Source organism: Solibacillus sp. R5-41, assembly GCF_002736105.1.
In the GTDB taxonomy this organism is placed as follows: Bacteria; Bacillota; Bacilli; order Bacillales_A; family Planococcaceae; genus Solibacillus.
Genome location: NZ_CP024123.1, coordinates 907,162 through 925,367, shown reverse-complemented (window position 1 = coordinate 925,367; position 18,206 = coordinate 907,162). Strand labels below are relative to the sequence as shown.

Below are 18,206 nucleotides of genomic sequence, written 5' to 3'. Positions count from 1 at the left end.
CACCCCTTAGTTGTTAATTTTCGACACCTTCGTAATATGTGGAATATACGAAATTTGATCGATAATTCGTTTATCTATGTTTTGGTCCACTTCAATAACCATTAATGCCGTTAACCCACGTTCAATACGCGACACTTCCATATGCCCAATATTTACATTGTGCATTGCTAAGCAATTCGCGACATTGGCGATGCATCCTGCGCGATCATCATGAACAACTAAAATGGCTGGCATTCCACCCGTTAAGCGCAATTTAAAGCCGTTCACTTCACTAATTTCAATTTTTCCTCCGCCAATTGAAATGCCTTCAACGCTCATTTCATTTTCGTCATCTCCCATGACAAGGCGGGCTGTGTTCGGATGCTCTTTATTGGCCGTTTCCGGGAAAAATTCAAATTGTAAGTTAGCAGCCTGTGCCTCTTGAAAAGCGGTTTTAATTCTTTCATCATCCGTATCATAATCTAATAAGCCTCCAATTAAGGCAACATCCGTCCCATGACCGCGATACGTTTCAGCAAAGGACCCATATAAATAAATCTTCACCCATTTTGGTTGACGTCCGAATAAATCCCTTGCGACACGCCCGATACGAGCAGCCCCTGCTGTATGTGAAGAGGAGGGGCCAATCATAACCGGACCAATAATATCAAAAACCGATGTAAACTTCATCGCATAACCCCCTATATATCATGTAACACATTACTAGTATTGTACCTATTTTTTCTACAATAAACAAACTTCCTGTTATCCAATCTATCATTTAAAGTAAAATTCGACTCACATTTACTAGATGCGAGTCGATTGTTTGAAAAATATGAAGATGAATAACGAAAGCAGTGCATATAAAAAGCATGCACTGCTTCGGATTTGTTATTCGACTGAAAGAATAAATGGATAAAGTGATTGTTTACCATCGACAAGTTCTACTTCTGCATCTTCATAATTTTCTTCAATGAAGCTTTGCAATTGTTCTGCTTGCTCAGCCGTCGCATCTTCACCAAAAATAATTGTAACGATTTCAGAATCTTCGTCCATTAAATTATCAAGTACTTGTTTAGCAGCGTCCATCATTTCAGTTGTTGATAATATGATTTTCCCTTCTGCTAAAGCCATATAGTCATCTTTACGAATTTCTACACCGTCAATCGACGTATCTCGAACCGCAAATGTTACTTGACCTGTTTTTACATGCGCAAATCCTTCTGTCATGTAATTTTTATTATTTGCAACTGACTCCTCTGGGTTGAAAGCTAAAATTGCCGCCATCCCTTGTGGAATTGTTTTTGTAGGAACAACAGCCGCTTCAATTTCTAAAAGCTCTGCTGCTTGTTCTGCTGCCATAATAATATTTTTATTGTTCGGTAAAATAAGTACGCGTTCAGCACCAATTTCTTGAACAGCCTTCACAATGTCTTCCGTTGAAGGATTCATTGTTTGGCCGCCTTCGATTACATAAGATGCACCAATTGAACGTAATAAATTTGCTACGCCTTCACCCATAGCAATTGTTACGATCGCAAATGGAACCTTTTGTTGTTTTACTTTAGCTGGTGTTTTTGGCGCTTCATTGACAATCGCCGAATGTTGTTCACGCATATTATCTACTTTGATTTTAATTAAGCTACCGTATTTTTGCCCTGCTTCTAGCACCGCACCTGGTGTTTCAGAGTGAATATGTACCTTTGCCACTTCATCATCTGAAATAACAAGCAAAGAATCACCCATTGGATTTAGCTCTTGGCGGAATTGCTCTTCATCGAACGGTTCTTTTTCCGCTTCAAAACGAACCATAATTTCCGTACAATAACCAAATTCAATCGCAGAAGTATCCATAAAGTCTTGTACTCGGTGATGTTCTGCATTAATTAAATCATCTAAAGACGATTCATTTTTTGCAGGCAATGGCTCACCCTTCATCGATGCGAGGAATCCTTCATAGACGAAAAGCAACCCTTGTCCACCACTATCAACTACGCCAACTTCTTTTAAAACAGGCAATAAATCCGGTGTACGATTTAGTGATGCACGTGCTTCTTCAATAAATGCCTCCATAACAGCAATTAGGTTGTCCTCAGTTTCAGCAACTTCGACACCTTTAGCTGCCGCTTCTCGTGCAACTGTAAGAATCGTACCTTCAACAGGCTTCATAACCGCTTTATATGCCGTATCGACACCTGCTTGGAATGCATTCGCTAAGCCTTTTGCGTCGATCTCTGAATTTTTTTCAATCGCCTTACCGAAACCACGGAATAATTGCGATAAAATTACGCCTGAATTTCCGCGCGCCCCCATTAGTAAGCCTTTTGATAATGCCTGTGCTGTTTTACCGATATGAGCACCTGCATGTAGTTCTGTTTCATCTGCACCAGATGTCATAGACAAATTCATATTTGTCCCCGTATCCCCGTCTGGCACAGGGAATACATTTAGAGAATCTACATAACCTGCATTTTGGTAAAGGTGATGTGCACCCATTTGAACCATTTCTGCAAATTTAATTCCGTCTAAAGACTTCATCCGATTCATTTCCTCCTCTTACACATTCGCAACACGAACGCCTTGAACAAAAATATTTACCGATTTAACGCTCATACCTAATGTTTTATTTACTGTATATTTTACTTTTGATTGAACTTGATATGCAATTTCAGAAATTTTTGTACCATAGCTTACAACGATATACATATCAATATGTAGGTCTTCACCCGCTTGGCGAATTAGTACACCTTTTGCAAAGTTTTCTTTACGCAAAATATCTGTTAATCCGTCACGAATTTGGTGTTTAGACGCCATTCCTACAATACCATAACACTCGATTGCCGCTCCACCAGCAATTTGTGCAATCACATCATTTGAAATATCAATATGGCCGAATTCGTTATTCAATTCTACTGACATAATAATGCCCCCTTGGCTCTATTTGACTAATCTCTATTGTACTACACAAAAGCCGATTATAAAAGAAAACGTTCACTTACGTCTAGTTGAAAGTTATCATTTTTTCAAATTTCGACATGGTGAAGAATAAAGCATCTGTTTTTTATTGCCATTATTTCAGCTTCATTCTAGACATCCTATTTCTATTAATTTGTACTATTATCTTTTTTTTATGTCCTACATGTATTAATAAGCCGATTTAATCAATTTCGCTTTCTCTTTTTCCGTCAATTTCTAAACTTTCCAAGCTGATTTAGGTGTAAAGGTTTTTTTCTTGAAAGGTTGCGTAAAATGTCTTGCACTCACTCGATAGGTATGTTAAATTATTATGGTATGTGAAATATCGAACTGAAATGTAGCTTTCAGATTCAGCTGTAAGGAGGAATTTTACAATGCCAAAACAATGCGTAATTACTGGCCGTAAAGCTCGTACAGGCAACAACCGTTCACACGCTATGAACGCAACCAAGCGTACTTGGGGTGCTAACCTTCAAAAAGTTCGCATTTTAGTAGACGGTAAGCCTAAACGTGTATGGGTTTCTGCCCGTGCTTTAAAATCAGGTAAAATCGAGCGCGTTTAATCGCGTTCTGAGTATCAGCATTTGCTGATGCTCTTTTTTTATGTGTAAATTACCTTACTTTTTTCACACAAAAAAAACTGATCCAAGCTCACCATTAAGATGAACTTAAACCAGCTTTATTTAGATGAAAGTCAATCAATTACGCCTCGGCGTAATTGCGTCCAGATTTTTTTCGAATGCACTCGAAAAACTCATCTAAAAATCTGTGACATCCGCCGGGGCATTGACTTGATTCAGCCGGGTTTGAATCCCCATTGAAATAAGGACACACATGGCATTCATCCCCCACTTATAGAAGTGGAGGAATTCTGCTGAATCAAGTTAATTCTTTTTATCTCTCCTAAATAGTCTAACGCATCCTCGTGCCATACCACTAATCCATCTCGGTAATTGAAAAGTATAAACTCTCAGCTAGGCTCCCCCTTTAATCTTTGCTTGTTATCATTAAACATATGCCTTCAGCGAATGATATATACCCGTCTTGTTCGATTTCATTGCTTGTGAAGCGGGATGTTCCTTGTTCAATAACTTCATTCGTCGTTTCATACTTGACACCTCGCAACGTCACCTCTTTTATTGTTTGCCCATACGCAAAAAAGGATACGAACGGATATTCCGTTTTATGTAAAGAATGCTTTCCAGGCAATAAAAAACACATTTCATTTTGGTCATTGATAATTTTAAACACGATTGAAGGGAATCGTTTTTGAAGCGAATAAATGGAGCGTAATGCGGCCTCGTAATGATCCAGTCGACCACCTGTCACACCTGTAAGCCAAATTTGAGTCGGTTCATATTGCAATGCTCGTTGTAAAGCTAAATCCGTATCCGTCTCATCCTTTATCGCTTGAAACTTCTCTACATGGTCGACAACTTCTGAAATTCGCGCAAATTCATCTGCTGTCACCGAATCAAAATCACCTACAATAGTATGCGGTCGAATGCCTTGCTCAATCAAATGCAAAGCCCCACGGTCCACACCAATCCATTTATCGGGTGTTAAAGAAAAGGCGACCTCTTTTATAGGGCCGCCTGCACAAATCGCTACAATCACTTAATAGCGTCCAATCCTGATTGTTTAATTTCTTGTAATGCTTGCGCGCGATCTTCTTTTCCATAAATAGCAGAGCCCGCTACGAAAATAGTAGCACCTGCTTTGGCACATGGAATAATAGTTTCTGCGTTAATCCCACCATCGATTTCAATCTCAATATTTAAATTACGCTCTTTAATTATTTCTGATAAAGCTGCCACTTTCGGCACGACCGAATGGATGAATTTTTGCCCGCCAAATCCAGGGTTCACCGTCATAAATAACACCATATCAATATCCTCTAATACATGTTGGATACTTTCGATTGGCGTATGCGGATTTAACACAACGCCCGGTTTCACACCAAAAGAACGAATTAGCTGAATAGTGCGATGTAAATGACGGCACGCTTCTACATGGACCGTAATATAATCGGCACCTGCTTTTGCAAATTGCTCAATGTATTGATCTGGATTTTCAATCATTAAATGAACATCCATTGGTAATGTTGATAATGGACGAATCGCTTCAAGCGCAATCGCACCAAATGAAATATTTGGGACAAAATGACCGTCCATTACGTCAATGTGAATCAGCTCTGCACCTGCTGCCTCAACTTCTTTTACTTCTTCACCTAATTTTGCAAAATCTGCTGCTAAAATGGATGGTGCAATTTTAATCATAGTTTAGTACCTCGGCTTTCGATCAATAATTTCTTGTAAAAACTGTTGATAGTGTTCATAACGATAGGAACGAATTTCTCCAGATTCAACTGCATCTTTCACTGCACATTTAGGCTCCTTAATATGTAAACAGCCTCGGAATTTGCAGTTTTCACTAATACGTTGGAATTCTGGTAAACATGCTGACAGTTCTTCTTTTTCAATTGTATCAAAATCAAATGAACTAAAACCAGGAGTGTCGGCAAGCAAACCTTCACCAATATCAATTAACTCCACATGTCGCGTCGTATGCTTGCCTCGTCCTAAGCTTTTCGAAATATGCGCTGTTTTAAGTTCCAATGATGGGATTAGCGTATTTAATAATGTCGACTTCCCGACGCCTGATTGACCGGCAAGAACAGATGTTTTTCCTTTTAAATAATGACCTAATGTCGTCAATAATGCTGGATCATCTTTAAAAGTTAAAATCACTTCATAACCCATTGCCTCATAATCTTTGACGTATTGTTGAAGCGATTGTTTTTCCTCAACATCCAATAGATCTAACTTTGTCAGCACGATAATGGGCTGCACATGAAACGATTCCAAAACAACTAAAAAACGATCCAATAAAATTGTATTAAAATCAGGTTCTTTTGCTGAAAATACTAAAAGTGCTTGGTCAATATTCGCAATTGGTGGACGCACTAATTCATTTTTACGCGCATAAATTTTATCGACAGATCCATCCGATTCCCCATCGTAAGAATACTCTACAAAGTCTCCTACTAACGGGGATTCTCCGCGATTACGGAAAATCCCACGCGCCCGACATTGAATCAGCTTTCCATCTTGCTCTATATAATAAAAACCACTTAATGCTTTTCGAATTTGGCCTCGCGCCATCCAATCTCCCCTTACTGCGGAATACTTTCGTACGTAATTGTTTTATTTTCAATGACAATATTATCACGCATAATTTGATAAGCGCCCTTTTCCCCTTCGACAATTGTTAATTCAATTGAATAAGGTGTTGGTCCTGTAATCGTGAGCGTTTCAGCTGGATCCGCCAATGTACGCGTCTTATCCTGTATATAAATAACTACTGTGTGTTCGACTAATTGTTCGATCCCATCTTCAAATACTGGTTCATATGGAATCGTTATTTCATGGCGATAAACTCTTTCTTCCTTCGCTTCTGGTCCTTTAGAAATTACGACGTTAACCGTATCCCCAACTTTAAGCTTCGTTCCCGCAGAAGGCGTTTGTCGCATTACTTCACCCTCTGGCACTGTCGATGAATGTTCTTTTCCTGTAACATGGATTTTAAAACCTGAGCTTCTTTCGTATGCTTTACGATTCGCTTCATTGTAACCATGTAAACTAATGAGAGAAACTGGCTCCGGTCCTTTACTTACAGTCAATACAACATCTGTATCTTTTGCGATAATTTCTTCATCAGCTGGTGGGGATTGGTCAGTAATTGTTCCGACTAGTTTGTCTGAATACGCTTCAACAATTGTGACACTTTTAAAATTATCTTGTCCCAAAAGCATTGACTGCACTTGTTCGCCTTGCAAATCCAAATAATTTTCCATCACCAGTGTTTCTTCGCCGATACTGACAACTAAATTAATTTCCGTCCCTTTTACTTGCATCGAATTCGCTCCTGGGTCCATTTCCATAACGGAATCTACTTCAATTTCCTCCGAATTACGTTGTTCCTGTTCGCCAATAACAAAACCTTTACTCTCGAGCGTTTGAATTGCCTCTGAAATCGGCATATTCCTAACATCTGGTACCTCAATCTTATTCGGCGTTAGCATAAAGGCTAATACAATGCCAATGACAACGAGCGCCGCAAATATGCCTGCGTAAATCGGCCATTTTTTCTTTTTCTTTTGCTGCTTACTAACGGAATCCGCTTTTGTAGGTTCGGATTTTACAGTTGGCTCACTATGCTTTGGTATTGCTGGTTGCACTGGTTTTGGATCTTTAATAATCGGAATTAATTTTGTTGCTTCATTATCAAGTGGCGTCATGAATTTTTGTTCATCTTTGCGTTTCATCGTTAAGCATGTATCTAGATCCGCTTCCATTTCTTCCGTCGATGCATAGCGATGACGCATATCCTTTGCCGTTGCCTTAAGCACAATATTTTCAATACTTTGTGGAATCGATGCGTCAAAATCACGAACAGATGGTGTTTCTGATTGTAAATGCTTTAATGCAATCGACACTGCAGATTCTCCGGAAAACGGTAATTCTCCCGTTAATAATTCATACAATACAATACCAAGTGCATAAATATCCGACTTCATTGAAGCAATGCCACCGCGCGCCTGCTCAGGAGATAAATAATGAACCGTTCCGAGTACAGAATTTGTTTGTGTATACGATGTTGCACCTAAAGATGTAGCAATTCCGAAATCTGTAATTTTAACATTGCCTTCTTCATCCATTAAAATATTTTGCGGCTTAATATCTCGGTGGATGATGCCATTTTCATGCGCTTGAGACATTGCGGATGTTAATTGTTTCATAATATGGACACTGCGCGCTGGAGATAATGGTGAAAACTCTTGTATGTATTGCTTTAATGTTTTCCCTTTAATGTACTCCATTACAATGTAGTGCATATCGCCATCTTCACCAACATCATAAATACTTACAATATTCGGATGTGTAAGACTGGTTGCAGACAATGCCTCCCGCTGAAAACGTCGGTGCAATTCTTCCTCATTCGAAAAATCATAGCGTAAAATTTTAATGGCTACATCGCGATTTAAAATAATGTCATGCGCCAAATAAACGTTGGACATGCCACCGCCGCCGATTAATTGCAATATTTTATAGCGACTACTTATATGCTTACCTACAAGCATTCCTACACCTCCTCTTTAGTTGTAATTAATACGAGGGAAATATTATCTTCTCCGCCGCTATCATTCGCAAGCTGGACAAGTTTTCGACCTTTTTCTTGAAGCGTTACGGGTAGTGTAATGATCGCAGCCATTTCAAAGGTAGATAATTTATTGCTTAAACCATCTGAACAAATGAGTAAATACCCTTCATCCTGTAAGTCAATTTCATAAAAATCTGGTTCAATATGCGATTCCGTGCCAAGCGCCTTCAAAATAAAATTACGCTGTGGATGATGCTGTGCTTCTTCTTCACTAATTTCCCCATTTTCCACTAAAATATTTACGTATGAATGATCTCGTGTAATTAATTTCACTTCGTTATTTGTAAATAAGTACGTACGACTATCTCCAACATGGCTAATAATGCAATGATTTTGATCAAGCAGTACGGCAATGAGTGTTGTCCCCATCCCTTTACAGCCTTCATGCGATAAAGAATATTGATAAATTTTATGATTAATATGGGAAACGGCATCCCGAAGCCATTCCGTTTGAGATTCCTTAGTTGCAAATTGTTGTGCATCAATATTCAAAAATAAATGCTGCATTTCATTTATAGCCATTTCACTCGCTACATCACCTGCGTTATGTCCACCCATGCCATCTGCTAAAATTGCAAGCTTATAATGATCGGGGCGTTCAAAAAACGCCGCCCGATCTTCATTTATCGTTCGCTTTAATCCAATATCACTTTTCACTGTAAAGTTCATAAAGTCCACCTACTTTGTTTCTTGTGATCTTTCTTGCGCACGCAATTGGCCACAAGCTGCTGCAATATCTGCACCTTGCTCACGACGAATCGTTACGTTAATACCTTTTTCTTTTAACGTTTTTTCAAATGCAAAAATTTTGCTACGTGATGTACGAATATAATCGCGTTCTGGCACGTAGTTAATTGGAATTAAGTTAACATGACATTTAATATTTTTAATTAGTGCAGCAAGCTCTAATGCTACTTCTTCCGTATCATTTTCACCTGACATTAAACCGTATTCAAACGTTACACGACGTCCTGTTTTTTTCGTGTAGTATTGTACAGCCTCCATTAACGCCTCTAGCTTATAAGCACGTGCAATTGGCATTAATTTTTGACGCGCTTCTTGGTTTGGCGCGTGCAATGAAACAGCAAAGTTAATTTGCATGCCTTCATCCGCAAATTCATAAATCTTCGGCACTATACCAGAAGTAGAAACGGTAATATGACGTGCTCCGATGTTTAAACCTTTATCATCATTCATGATTTTTAAGAAACTCATCATCGCATCATAGTTGTCGAATGGTTCACCAATTCCCATAATAACAATGCTTGATACACGCTCATCTGTTTCATCAAGCTGTTGCTGTACTTTTACAACTTGCTCCACAATTTCGCCTGCCATTAAGTGACGTTTTAGTCCGCCTAATGTTGAGGCACAGAATGTACAGCCGATACGACATCCTACTTGTGTTGTGACACAAATTGAATTTCCGTACTCATGGCGCATTAATACGGTTTCAATTGAATAGCCATCTTGTAATTGGAATAAAAACTTAATTGTACCGTCTTTAGATTCTTGTTTAATAATCGTTGAAAGCGTTGTTAAAGTAAATTGTTGTGCTAGTTTTTCACGTAAACCTTTAGATAAATTTGACATTTCCTCATAGTTTTTTACGCGTTTTTCATAAAGCCATTCATAAATTTGGCCCGCTCGGAATGCTTTTTCACCATTCTCTACTAACCAATCTTTTAATTCATCTAGACGAAGCGAGTATATAGAAGGCTTCAATTGTGGCTTTTCCTTTTTTTCGCGACGTGCTGGTGTTGCTGCTGTTTCTTCTACCAAATCCTTAATACGCTCATCAAATTGTTTTAATTGTTCTTGCTCCATTAGTTAATTGGACGCTCCTTTTTTTACGAATGCAGCAACGAAAAATCCGTCACTACCAATATCTTGTGGGAATACTTGTAGCATCCCGTCTTGTTGTTTCGCTTCTAGTTGTGCTGGTAAATTTTCTAAACGTACCGCTTCCATTTCTGGGTGTGCAGCTAAAAAGGCATTTACCGTACCTTCATTTTCGCGACGATCCACTGTACAAGTAGAATACACTAATCGACCATCCGTTTTTAATAATTGGACTGCATTTTCTAAAATCGCAAGTTGAATCGATTGTAGGCTTTCTAAATCTTCCTCACGCTTTGTATATTTAATATCTGGCTTACGACGCATAACACCTAGCCCTGAGCACGGCGCATCTACAAGAATCGCATCATAGCTTTCTGCTGGAAGGATGCCCGCCGCCTTACGCCCATCTAGTGGTGCTGTTTGAATAATATCAAGCCCTAAGCGCGTTGTATTTTCATCGATTAAATCTAATTTTTTCGGATGTAAGTCCGTTGCTAAAATTAACCCTTCATTTTGCATTTTTTCAGCTAAATGAGTCGTTTTCCCTCCTGGTGCGGCACACATATCAAGCACCTTCATACCAGGCTGTGGGTTTAAAACTGTTGCAGGAATCATCGAGCTTTCATCTTGAATGGTAATTAGTCCATTACGAAATGCTCCTGTGCGAGCTGCTTGGCCACTTTCAAGATGGATACATTCTGATATATATTCACTACGACGCGCCTTTACACCTTCACGCTCTAAAGTTGTCAGCACTTGTTCTACTGTTGCCTTTGTCGTATTGACACGAACGGTTTGAAGCGGTGCAATGTTGTTTTCCTGTAGCATGTCACGTGTCACATCAAAGCCATAGCTCTCCACCCAGCGATCGACAAGCCACTGCGGATGACTCGTTTCAATGGCAAGACGCTCATGATCATCTGAAATTAACTCTGTCGAGCGAACGCCTTCGCGTAAAATCGAGCGTAAAATACCATTGACCATTGAGGCAATTCCTTGATGCCCGCGACGCTTCGCAATTTCTACGGCCTCATTAACCGCTGCGTGTGCAGGAATCCGTGTTAAATAATGCATTTGATATAGCGACATACGCAGTAACCAACGTACCCAAATATCTACTTTCCCACGTATGAATGGCTCTAGGTAATAATCTAATGTTAGCTTATGCTGCAAAGTTCCATAAGTAAGCTCTGTTAACAGCCCACGATCCTTTGCATCAATTTTATATTTTTCAATTGTTTGGTGTAATAATAAATTGCTGTATGCTTGACTTTTATCGACTGTTAATAAAATCGTTAATGCCGCATCACGCACATTACCATCCCAAATTACTGGCTTTTTTTTATTCATTCAAAGCGGTCTCCGATCTGTAATTTTGAGCCCGTACCACGTAAAAACTCTTCTGCTGTCATTCGTTTTTTTCCAGCTGGTTGCACGTCATAAAGTGCTAATGTATTGCCGTCACCTGTTGCAACTTCGAAATGATCCTTTGCAATTTTGATGACTTCACCCGGAGTAGCATTTGTCGCTGTTTCTCCTAACTTTGCCCACCAAATTTTAAAGTTTGACCCTTCGAAAGTTGTGTAGGCAACTGGCCATGGGTGTAACCCACGTACTTGATTATATAATGTACGTGCTTCTTTATTCCAATCCATTAACTCTTGCTCACGGCTAATATTCCGTGCATATGTCACTTCATCTTCATTTTGCACAATGCGCTCATTTGTACATGCAATAATAGCGGGCAATGTTTCTTTTAATAGTTCGCGACCGACATCACTTAATTTTTCAAACATGCCACCTGTATGATCCGTATCTTCAATCGCAATTTCACGCTGAGAAATAATATCGCCAGCATCTAACTTTTCAGCCATATACATTATGGTAATACCTGTTTTCGCTTGTCCGTCTATAATCGCCTGGTGGATTGGCGCACCCCCACGATAATGCGGTAATAACGAGGCGTGTACATTAATGCAACCAAGCTCTGGTGCATCGAGCAATTCTTTCGGTAAAATTTGACCGAATGCCGCTGTTACAATTAAATCAGGCTTTAATGCTAGAATTTCTTGTAATTCCTGTGAACCACGTAATTTTTCTGGCTGGATGACAGATAATCCAAGAGCTAACGCTTCTGCCTTTACCGGAGGAGGCGTTAATACTTTTTTTCGCCCAACAGGACGGTCTGGCTGTGTTACAACGGCTGCTACCTCATAGCCTTCCTCATGTAGCATGCGCAATATTGGCGCAGAAAACGAAGGAGTTCCCATAAAGATGATTTTTGTCATCGATTATTCCTCCTCTTCGTCCGCGTACAATTCCTCTAGCTCAGCTGCAGTTAATACACGTGTCATTTTCGAATCAAATAACACACCATCTAAATGGTCAATTTCGTGTAATATACAACGTGCTTCAAAATCTTCTGCTTCTAGCTCATAAACACGGCCTTCACGGTCAGAAGCTTCAATTTTCACATAAGTTGGGCGCTTTACCATACCAAATAAATCTGGGAAGCTTAAGCAACCTTCTACATCCTCAGCATCCCCCCGTGTTTCAAGGACGATTGGGTTGATCATCTCTAAAATATCTTCACCTAGCTCGACAATCGCGACACGTAAGCCAACATTTATTTGTGGCGCAGCAATACCTACCCCATCATGTTCAACCATTGTTTCATATAAATCATCTAAAAGCTGAATCATTTCTTCATTAATGACTTCCACTTCTTTTGTTTTTTGCGATAAAATTTTCGCTGGATTTTTCACTACTTCTTTAATAGCCATTTTTGCATACCTCTTTCTAATTATATCAATTACGCCTCGGCTAACTCTTGTCCAGATTTTTTTCGAGTTTACTCGAAAAAATCCTCTAAAAATCTGTGACATCCACCGGGGGCACTTGGCCAACAGATGTTGGTCACTTTGGCGTTGCCGCACCACGTGGCGTTTTTAAACAGAGTTCCTCTATTCAGCCGGGCTTGAACCATCTCTGAATTAAAGAAATACTTAGAATTCTTTCCCACTTATTGAAGTGGAGGACTTCAGCTGAATCAAGTTAGATCATCGTTGGATCTAAGTCAACCGTTAACACGATTCCTTTTTTTATCCAGTCTGAGCGATACATTTTTATTAATTGTAAAAGCACTGGGATTAAGTTTGGTTCTTTTTTATATTTTATCAAACATTGGTAACGATATCTATTTTGGAGTCGGCTAATACTTGCCGTCGTTGGACCGATGACTGAAACATCGAAGGATAAGTTAGAACGTAAATATTCTGTGGCCCGTCCTGCATATTCCGCCGCCATCACAACATCCTCATGGGAAACTTGAATGAGCGCAATATAATAATACGGCGGATAGCCTGCTGTATGCCGACTATACATTTCACGTTCATAAAACGGTGTATACAACTGTTCTTTCGATAATTCAATGGCATAATGTTCCGGTGTATAGGTTTGAACGAACACCTCACCAGGTTTCTCATGACGTCCAGCTCGCCCACTTACTTGCGTCATTAATTGAAATGTTTTTTCAGCCGCACGATAATCTGGTAAATGCAAGGATGTATCTGCACTTAACACACCGACGAGCGTAATATTAGGGAAATCTAGCCCCTTAGCAATCATTTGTGTGCCCAATAAAATATCTGCTTCTCCCGAACCAAAGGCATCGAGTATTTTTTCATGAGCACCCTTTTGCTTCGTCGTATCTACATCCATTCGTAATACGCGAGCGCCTGGAAAGTACTTGGAAATTTCTTCTTCGACTTTTTGTGTACCTGTTCCAAAATAACGAATATGCTCACTTTGACATTGCGGACAATTGCTTGGAACATACTCATCATACCCACAATAATGGCATTTTAGCTTTTCATTCGAACGATGATACGTTAACGAAATATCACAATTTGGGCATTGAACTGTTGTCCCACAATCGCGACATAGCACGAAGGAGGAATAGCCACGGCGATTTAAAAATAAGACGGATTGTTCTCTTTTTTCAAGTCGTAACCGTAAAGCCTCTGCTAAAGGCTGAGAGAACATCGAACGATTACCTTCCTTCAATTGTTCACGCATATCCACAATATGAACGGTCGGCAATGCTTGGTTTTTCGCACGATTTTCCAAAGTTAATAACGTATATACCCCTTTTTTTGCTCGTGCAAAGGATTCTAATGCGGGTGTTGCACTACCCAAAATGACAGGACATTCGTAATACTGACTACGCCAAATGGCCACATCGCGTGCATGGTAACGGGGCGAATCTTCTTGCTTGTAAGTCGATTCATGTTCCTCATCTAAAATAATCAATCCTAAATTCGTAAACGGAGCAAAAATAGCCGAGCGCGCTCCTACAACGACTTTTACTTTCCCTTGTTGGATTTTGCGCCACTCATCATATTTTTCACCTACTGAAAGCCCGCTATGCATTACTGCGACCTGTTCTCCAAATCGCGACCTAAAGCGCTCGGTCATTTGAGGTGTTAAGGAAATTTCCGGTACGAGGACGATTGCCTCTTTTTGTTGGGCAATCGTCTGTTGAATCGCTTGAAGATACACTTCCGTTTTACCACTACCTGTAATTCCGTGTAGTAAAAAAGTTTCCTGGCGTTTTTCATCCAGCGCTTTTTTTATTTTTGTTAGTGCAAAATCCTGTTCATTGGATAATTGTAAAAAATCCGTTCGGGTCACATCTTTCGTAAATGGGTCGCGATACACTTCTTGTTGAATATATGCCGCTGCCCCTTTTTCAATCACATTATTTAAAACAGCATTCGTTATGTCAACCGCTTCACAAATTTCATCTGGTGTGAAAAGTTGACCTTCAAATAATTTCATCCATTGCACAAGTTGCTTTTGCTTTGGAGCTCTTGCCGTCAATTTTGCTTCCACGGATTCCAATTGCGCCAGCGTAGCAATCTGAACTTTTCGCACTTGCTTAATCTGTCCCTTTTGCTTCACAACGTTTTCGATTAGGAGATCCCCTTTACGAATTGCCTGTTTTAATGGCTTCAGTAGGGCGTCCTTTTCAACAATTTTGAGGTTCACTTTCGCATTTTTTTCAAAATACGGTTGGATTGCTTCGGGCAATTGTTCGACCTCGGTTACCAAAACGGCAAATTTTTCATACTTCGCTCTTAGTGCGCCAGGAAGCATCACTTGAAGGGCATCGATTTCATAGCAAATGGTTTGATTTTTTAACCATTTTGCCATTTTCAGCATTTCATCTGTTAAAACAGACTCGATATCTAAAACTTCTGCAATGGATTTAATTTTATCCAGCGGTACTTCCGTCTCGTCCTTTATGCCCACAACAAAGCCAAGAACATTTCTCGGACCAAATGGCACTCTAACGCGACAGCCCTTTTCAATTAACTCCAACCACTCATTTGGAATGACATAATCAAACGGCCGATCAACTGGATAAGCGGATACATCAACAATGACTTCTGCAATGACCATTACGCATTCGCTTCACTTTCAGCACTTTGCACAAAATGATTCACAACAAGCGCGGTAATTTTTTCAGGCTCCTCTAAACGCCCTTTACCAACATAGCCACATGCTAAAAAACCTTCTGATGGTTCAATAAACTTCACACCATCTTCTATTAATTGGGCAATATTTCGTAACACCGCTGGATGTTCATACATATGTACATTCATTGCTGGTGCAACCCACACAGGTGCTGTTGTGGCAAGTAATGTTGTTGTCAACATATCATCTGCCATGCCATGCGCCATTTTCGCAATTACATTGGCTGTTGCTGGTGCCACAATGACTAAATCTGCCCAATCAGCTAAATCAATATGGGCAATGACAGCTGAATTTTTTTCGTCAAACGTGTCATAAAACACATCATTTTTTGACATAACTTGAAAGCTTAAAGGTGTGACGAATTGTTTTGCCGAAGCGGTCATGATCACTTTCACGTCCATGCCTGCTTGTGATAATTTGCTGACGAGCGCGACTGCTTTATAAACGGCAATTCCTCCTGAAACGCACACTAACACATTTCTTTTTTTCATATTCGAAACCTTCCTTTCAAATGACAAGCTCCCAAAGAAAAATTCTAAGGGAGCTACTTCACAAGTAATATCGAATTAAATCACAAAGAAAGGACGATCTTCCGCCAACGAGCACAAGATGATGTCCTTTCTAAATTTTTAAAGAAGTTAAATTTCATCCTCATAAATCGTCGAAGCATCTTGTTCCGCTTTTTTAAGCTTTCCTGCTGCTACTTCTTCTAAAGCTCTTCCAACTGGCTTATAAGATACGTATGAGCTTAATTGCTCGCCGCCCTCTTCTTGCATTTGACGAGCACGCTTTGAAGCTAAGCTCACTAAAGAATATTTTGAATCAATTTGTGTTTTTAACTTATCTACTGATGGGTATAACATATTTTATTCTCCTCTCAACATTGACAAATATCGTTTTTCTACACGTTCACGGCGACAATGCTCTGCCACAATAATGGCATTAATTTTATCACATGCATTTTGAACTTGATCGTTTTCTACGACATAATCGTATAAACTCATCATTTCAACTTCCTCACGAGCTGTTGCAATTCGACGAGCAATAACTTCTTCTGTTTCTGTTCCTCGTCCAACTAAACGTTGCTCTAATTCAGAAATGCTTGGTGGTGCCAAAAAGATAAACAACGCATCTGGTGCTTTTTCTCGAATTTGTGCGGCACCTTGAACTTCAATCTCTAAAAATACGTCACGACCCGCTTCTAACGTTTCCTTTACATAGGCAAGCGGTGTGCCATAATAATTACTTACAAATTCAGCATGCTCAAGTAAGCCACCTTGTGTAATTAATTCTTCAAATTGTTCACGCGTTCTAAAGAAATAGTCTACACCATCTACTTCTCCTTCGCGAGGATTTCGCGTTGTCATCGAAATCGAATATTCATAGTTCGTATCAGGTTGTAAAAATAGCTCTTTACGAACAGTTCCTTTTCCAACACCTGATGGACCCGATAATACTATTAATAAGCCACGTCGTTTTTTCATCTGTAACTCCTTTTAAGCTATTCAATATTTTGAACTTGTTCTCGCATTTTTTCTAAAATCGTTTTTGCTTGCACTACGGCAATCGAGCAGTCTGCCGATTGATTTTTCGAACCTATCGTATTAATTTCACGATGCATCTCCTGCATAATGAAATCCAGTTTACGACCAATTGCAACAGACTCGTTTAACGTCTCTTTCAGCTGAACAAAGTGGCTTTCTAAACGATCTAACTCTTCTGCTATATCAATTCGCTCAGCAAATAATGCGACTTCAGTTACTAAACGATCTTCAATCATCTGTCCATGATTTATTTCTTGTAGACGCGCAATTAAACGGTCACGATACTTGGCAACCGCTTGTGGTGCTCCCTGTTTAATTTGAGCAACTTGCTGCTGCAATTCATCCTTATAATGTAGCATAACATTGCGCAATTCATGTCCTTCACGCTCACGCATCGTAATTAAACTTGTTATGGCTTGTGCTAATGCATCCTTCACCGCTTGGATAATTTCCTCCAGCAAAAACTCTTCTTTTTCGATTTGCAGTACTTGATCCAAGTTTGAAATTTCTTGCATTGTCCACTTTGCATCCATCATAACGGATTGCGAAAGCTCGTTTTTTACTTTCAAGTACGCTTCTAGTAATGGCCAATTGATACGGACAACTTGCTCTGCATTATGCAACTCTTTTAGAAAAATAATAACATCTATTTTCCCACGAGAAACAGTATCCGACAACATTTTTTTCACAATTATTTCTGATTCCATCCATTCTTTTGGAAACTTCGTATTAATTTCTAAAAAACGATGATTCACAGCACGAATTTCAACCGTGAGTTGAAATCTATTCGTCGTTGTGACCCCCCTGCCGAATCCGGTCATACTACGCACCAAGGTTCGTCACACCCTTCTTTGCATATTGCACCAATTATATCATATGTTAAACCAATTAGTATGTACCTTTTATAGAAAATTGAACAACTATAACTTACATTGACCAATGACGCCTTAGCGTAATTGCGTCCAGATTTTGAATTGTGCTTGCACAATTCAAAATCTGTGACATACGCCGGAGGCTTTATCTTCATTCAGCGGGTGTTTGGACACACACTAAAAAAGACTAAAATTTCATTCACCTCACCACCTATAAAAAGGAGAGAGTTTT

The 18,206-nt window shown here is 39.5% G+C and carries 17 protein-coding genes and 1 pseudogene; 1 reads left to right on the top strand and 17 read right to left on the bottom strand.

Features of this window, described 5'->3' with window-relative positions:
• Positions 1–6: 6 nt before the first annotated feature.
• The 3 genes from sdaAB to CSE16_RS04230 all read right to left on the bottom strand — a co-directional run bounded on the left by sdaAB (position 7) and on the right by CSE16_RS04230 (position 2,898).
• The gene (gene sdaAB, locus CSE16_RS04240) at positions 7–669 is read right to left on the bottom strand and encodes an L-serine ammonia-lyase, iron-sulfur-dependent subunit beta (RefSeq protein ID WP_099422739.1); all 663 of its coding nucleotides are present in this window, start codon (positions 667–669) and stop codon (positions 7–9) included.
• Positions 670–870: 201 nt separating this feature from the next.
• Positions 871–2,517, bottom strand: a complete 1,647-nt coding sequence (locus CSE16_RS04235) for a DAK2 domain-containing protein (RefSeq protein WP_099422738.1) — start codon at positions 2,515–2,517, stop codon at positions 871–873.
• 18 nt (positions 2,518–2,535) lie between these two features.
• On the bottom strand, positions 2,536–2,898 hold the full coding sequence (locus CSE16_RS04230) for an Asp23/Gls24 family envelope stress response protein (protein ID WP_099422737.1): 363 nt from the start codon (positions 2,896–2,898) through the stop codon (positions 2,536–2,538).
• 431 nt (positions 2,899–3,329) lie between these two features.
• On the opposite strand from CSE16_RS04230, the gene rpmB reads away from it, so the two are divergent.
• Positions 3,330–3,518: a 50S ribosomal protein L28 gene (rpmB, locus tag CSE16_RS04225; RefSeq protein ID WP_057985888.1), complete on the top strand. Its 189-nt coding sequence runs from the start codon at positions 3,330–3,332 to the stop codon at positions 3,516–3,518.
• A gap of 424 nt (positions 3,519–3,942) precedes the next feature.
• On the opposite strand, the gene CSE16_RS04215 is transcribed toward rpmB, so the two are convergent.
• The 14 genes and pseudogenes from CSE16_RS04215 to CSE16_RS04150 form a co-directional block, all read right to left on the bottom strand.
• Positions 3,943–4,572, bottom strand: a complete 630-nt coding sequence (locus CSE16_RS04215; protein ID WP_099422736.1) for a thiamine diphosphokinase — start codon at positions 4,570–4,572, stop codon at positions 3,943–3,945.
• Complete coding sequence (gene rpe / locus CSE16_RS04210) at positions 4,569–5,234, bottom strand: ribulose-phosphate 3-epimerase (RefSeq protein ID WP_099422735.1); 666 nt, start codon at positions 5,232–5,234, stop codon at positions 4,569–4,571. Before rpe ends, CSE16_RS04215 begins: the two co-directional genes overlap by 4 nt.
• A 3-nt stretch (positions 5,235–5,237) precedes the next feature.
• On the bottom strand, positions 5,238–6,119 hold the full coding sequence (gene rsgA, locus CSE16_RS04205) for a ribosome small subunit-dependent GTPase A (RefSeq protein WP_099422734.1): 882 nt from the start codon (positions 6,117–6,119) through the stop codon (positions 5,238–5,240).
• 11 nt (positions 6,120–6,130) lie between these two features.
• Positions 6,131–8,098, bottom strand: coding sequence for a Stk1 family PASTA domain-containing Ser/Thr kinase (gene pknB, locus CSE16_RS04200; RefSeq protein ID WP_099422733.1), 1,968 nt, complete (start codon positions 8,096–8,098; stop codon positions 6,131–6,133).
• Between the two features lie 2 nt (positions 8,099–8,100).
• A complete protein-coding gene (locus CSE16_RS04195) occupies positions 8,101–8,847 on the bottom strand; it encodes a Stp1/IreP family PP2C-type Ser/Thr phosphatase (protein WP_099422732.1) in 747 nt (248 codons plus the stop codon).
• A gap of 9 nt (positions 8,848–8,856) precedes the next feature.
• On the bottom strand, positions 8,857–10,005 hold the full coding sequence (gene rlmN, locus CSE16_RS04190; RefSeq protein ID WP_157764747.1) for a dual-specificity RNA methyltransferase RlmN: 1,149 nt from the start codon (positions 10,003–10,005) through the stop codon (positions 8,857–8,859).
• Between the two features lie 3 nt (positions 10,006–10,008).
• Complete coding sequence (gene rsmB / locus CSE16_RS04185; RefSeq protein ID WP_099422731.1) at positions 10,009–11,370, bottom strand: 16S rRNA (cytosine(967)-C(5))-methyltransferase RsmB; 1,362 nt, start codon at positions 11,368–11,370, stop codon at positions 10,009–10,011.
• Positions 11,367–12,308 carry a methionyl-tRNA formyltransferase gene (gene fmt, locus CSE16_RS04180; RefSeq protein ID WP_099422730.1) on the bottom strand — a complete coding sequence of 314 codons (942 nt, stop codon included), beginning with the start codon at positions 12,306–12,308 and terminating at the stop codon, positions 11,367–11,369. Before fmt ends, rsmB begins: the two co-directional genes overlap by 4 nt.
• Positions 12,309–12,311: 3 nt before the next feature.
• Positions 12,312–12,803: a peptide deformylase gene (gene def / locus CSE16_RS04175; RefSeq protein WP_099422729.1), complete on the bottom strand. Its 492-nt coding sequence runs from the start codon at positions 12,801–12,803 to the stop codon at positions 12,312–12,314.
• Between the two features lie 271 nt (positions 12,804–13,074).
• Positions 13,075–15,483, bottom strand: coding sequence for a primosomal protein N' (gene priA / locus CSE16_RS04170; protein ID WP_099422728.1), 2,409 nt, complete (start codon positions 15,481–15,483; stop codon positions 13,075–13,077).
• A 20-nt stretch (positions 15,484–15,503) separates the two neighbouring features.
• A pseudogene (gene coaBC, locus CSE16_RS04165) lies at positions 15,504–16,049 on the bottom strand (bifunctional phosphopantothenoylcysteine decarboxylase/phosphopantothenate--cysteine ligase CoaBC); the annotation flags it as partial.
• Positions 16,050–16,196: 147 nt separating this feature from the next.
• Positions 16,197–16,421 (bottom strand): DNA-directed RNA polymerase subunit omega, encoded by a 225-nt coding sequence (gene rpoZ, locus CSE16_RS04160; protein WP_057985867.1) that lies wholly within the window; start codon positions 16,419–16,421, stop codon positions 16,197–16,199.
• A 3-nt stretch (positions 16,422–16,424) separates the two neighbouring features.
• Positions 16,425–17,042, bottom strand: a complete 618-nt coding sequence (gene gmk, locus CSE16_RS04155; RefSeq protein WP_099422726.1) for a guanylate kinase — start codon at positions 17,040–17,042, stop codon at positions 16,425–16,427.
• A 17-nt stretch (positions 17,043–17,059) separates the two neighbouring features.
• Entirely contained in the window at positions 17,060–17,935 is an 876-nt protein-coding gene (locus tag CSE16_RS04150; RefSeq protein ID WP_099422725.1) for a YicC/YloC family endoribonuclease, read from the bottom strand.
• Positions 17,936–18,206 lie beyond the last annotated feature (271 nt).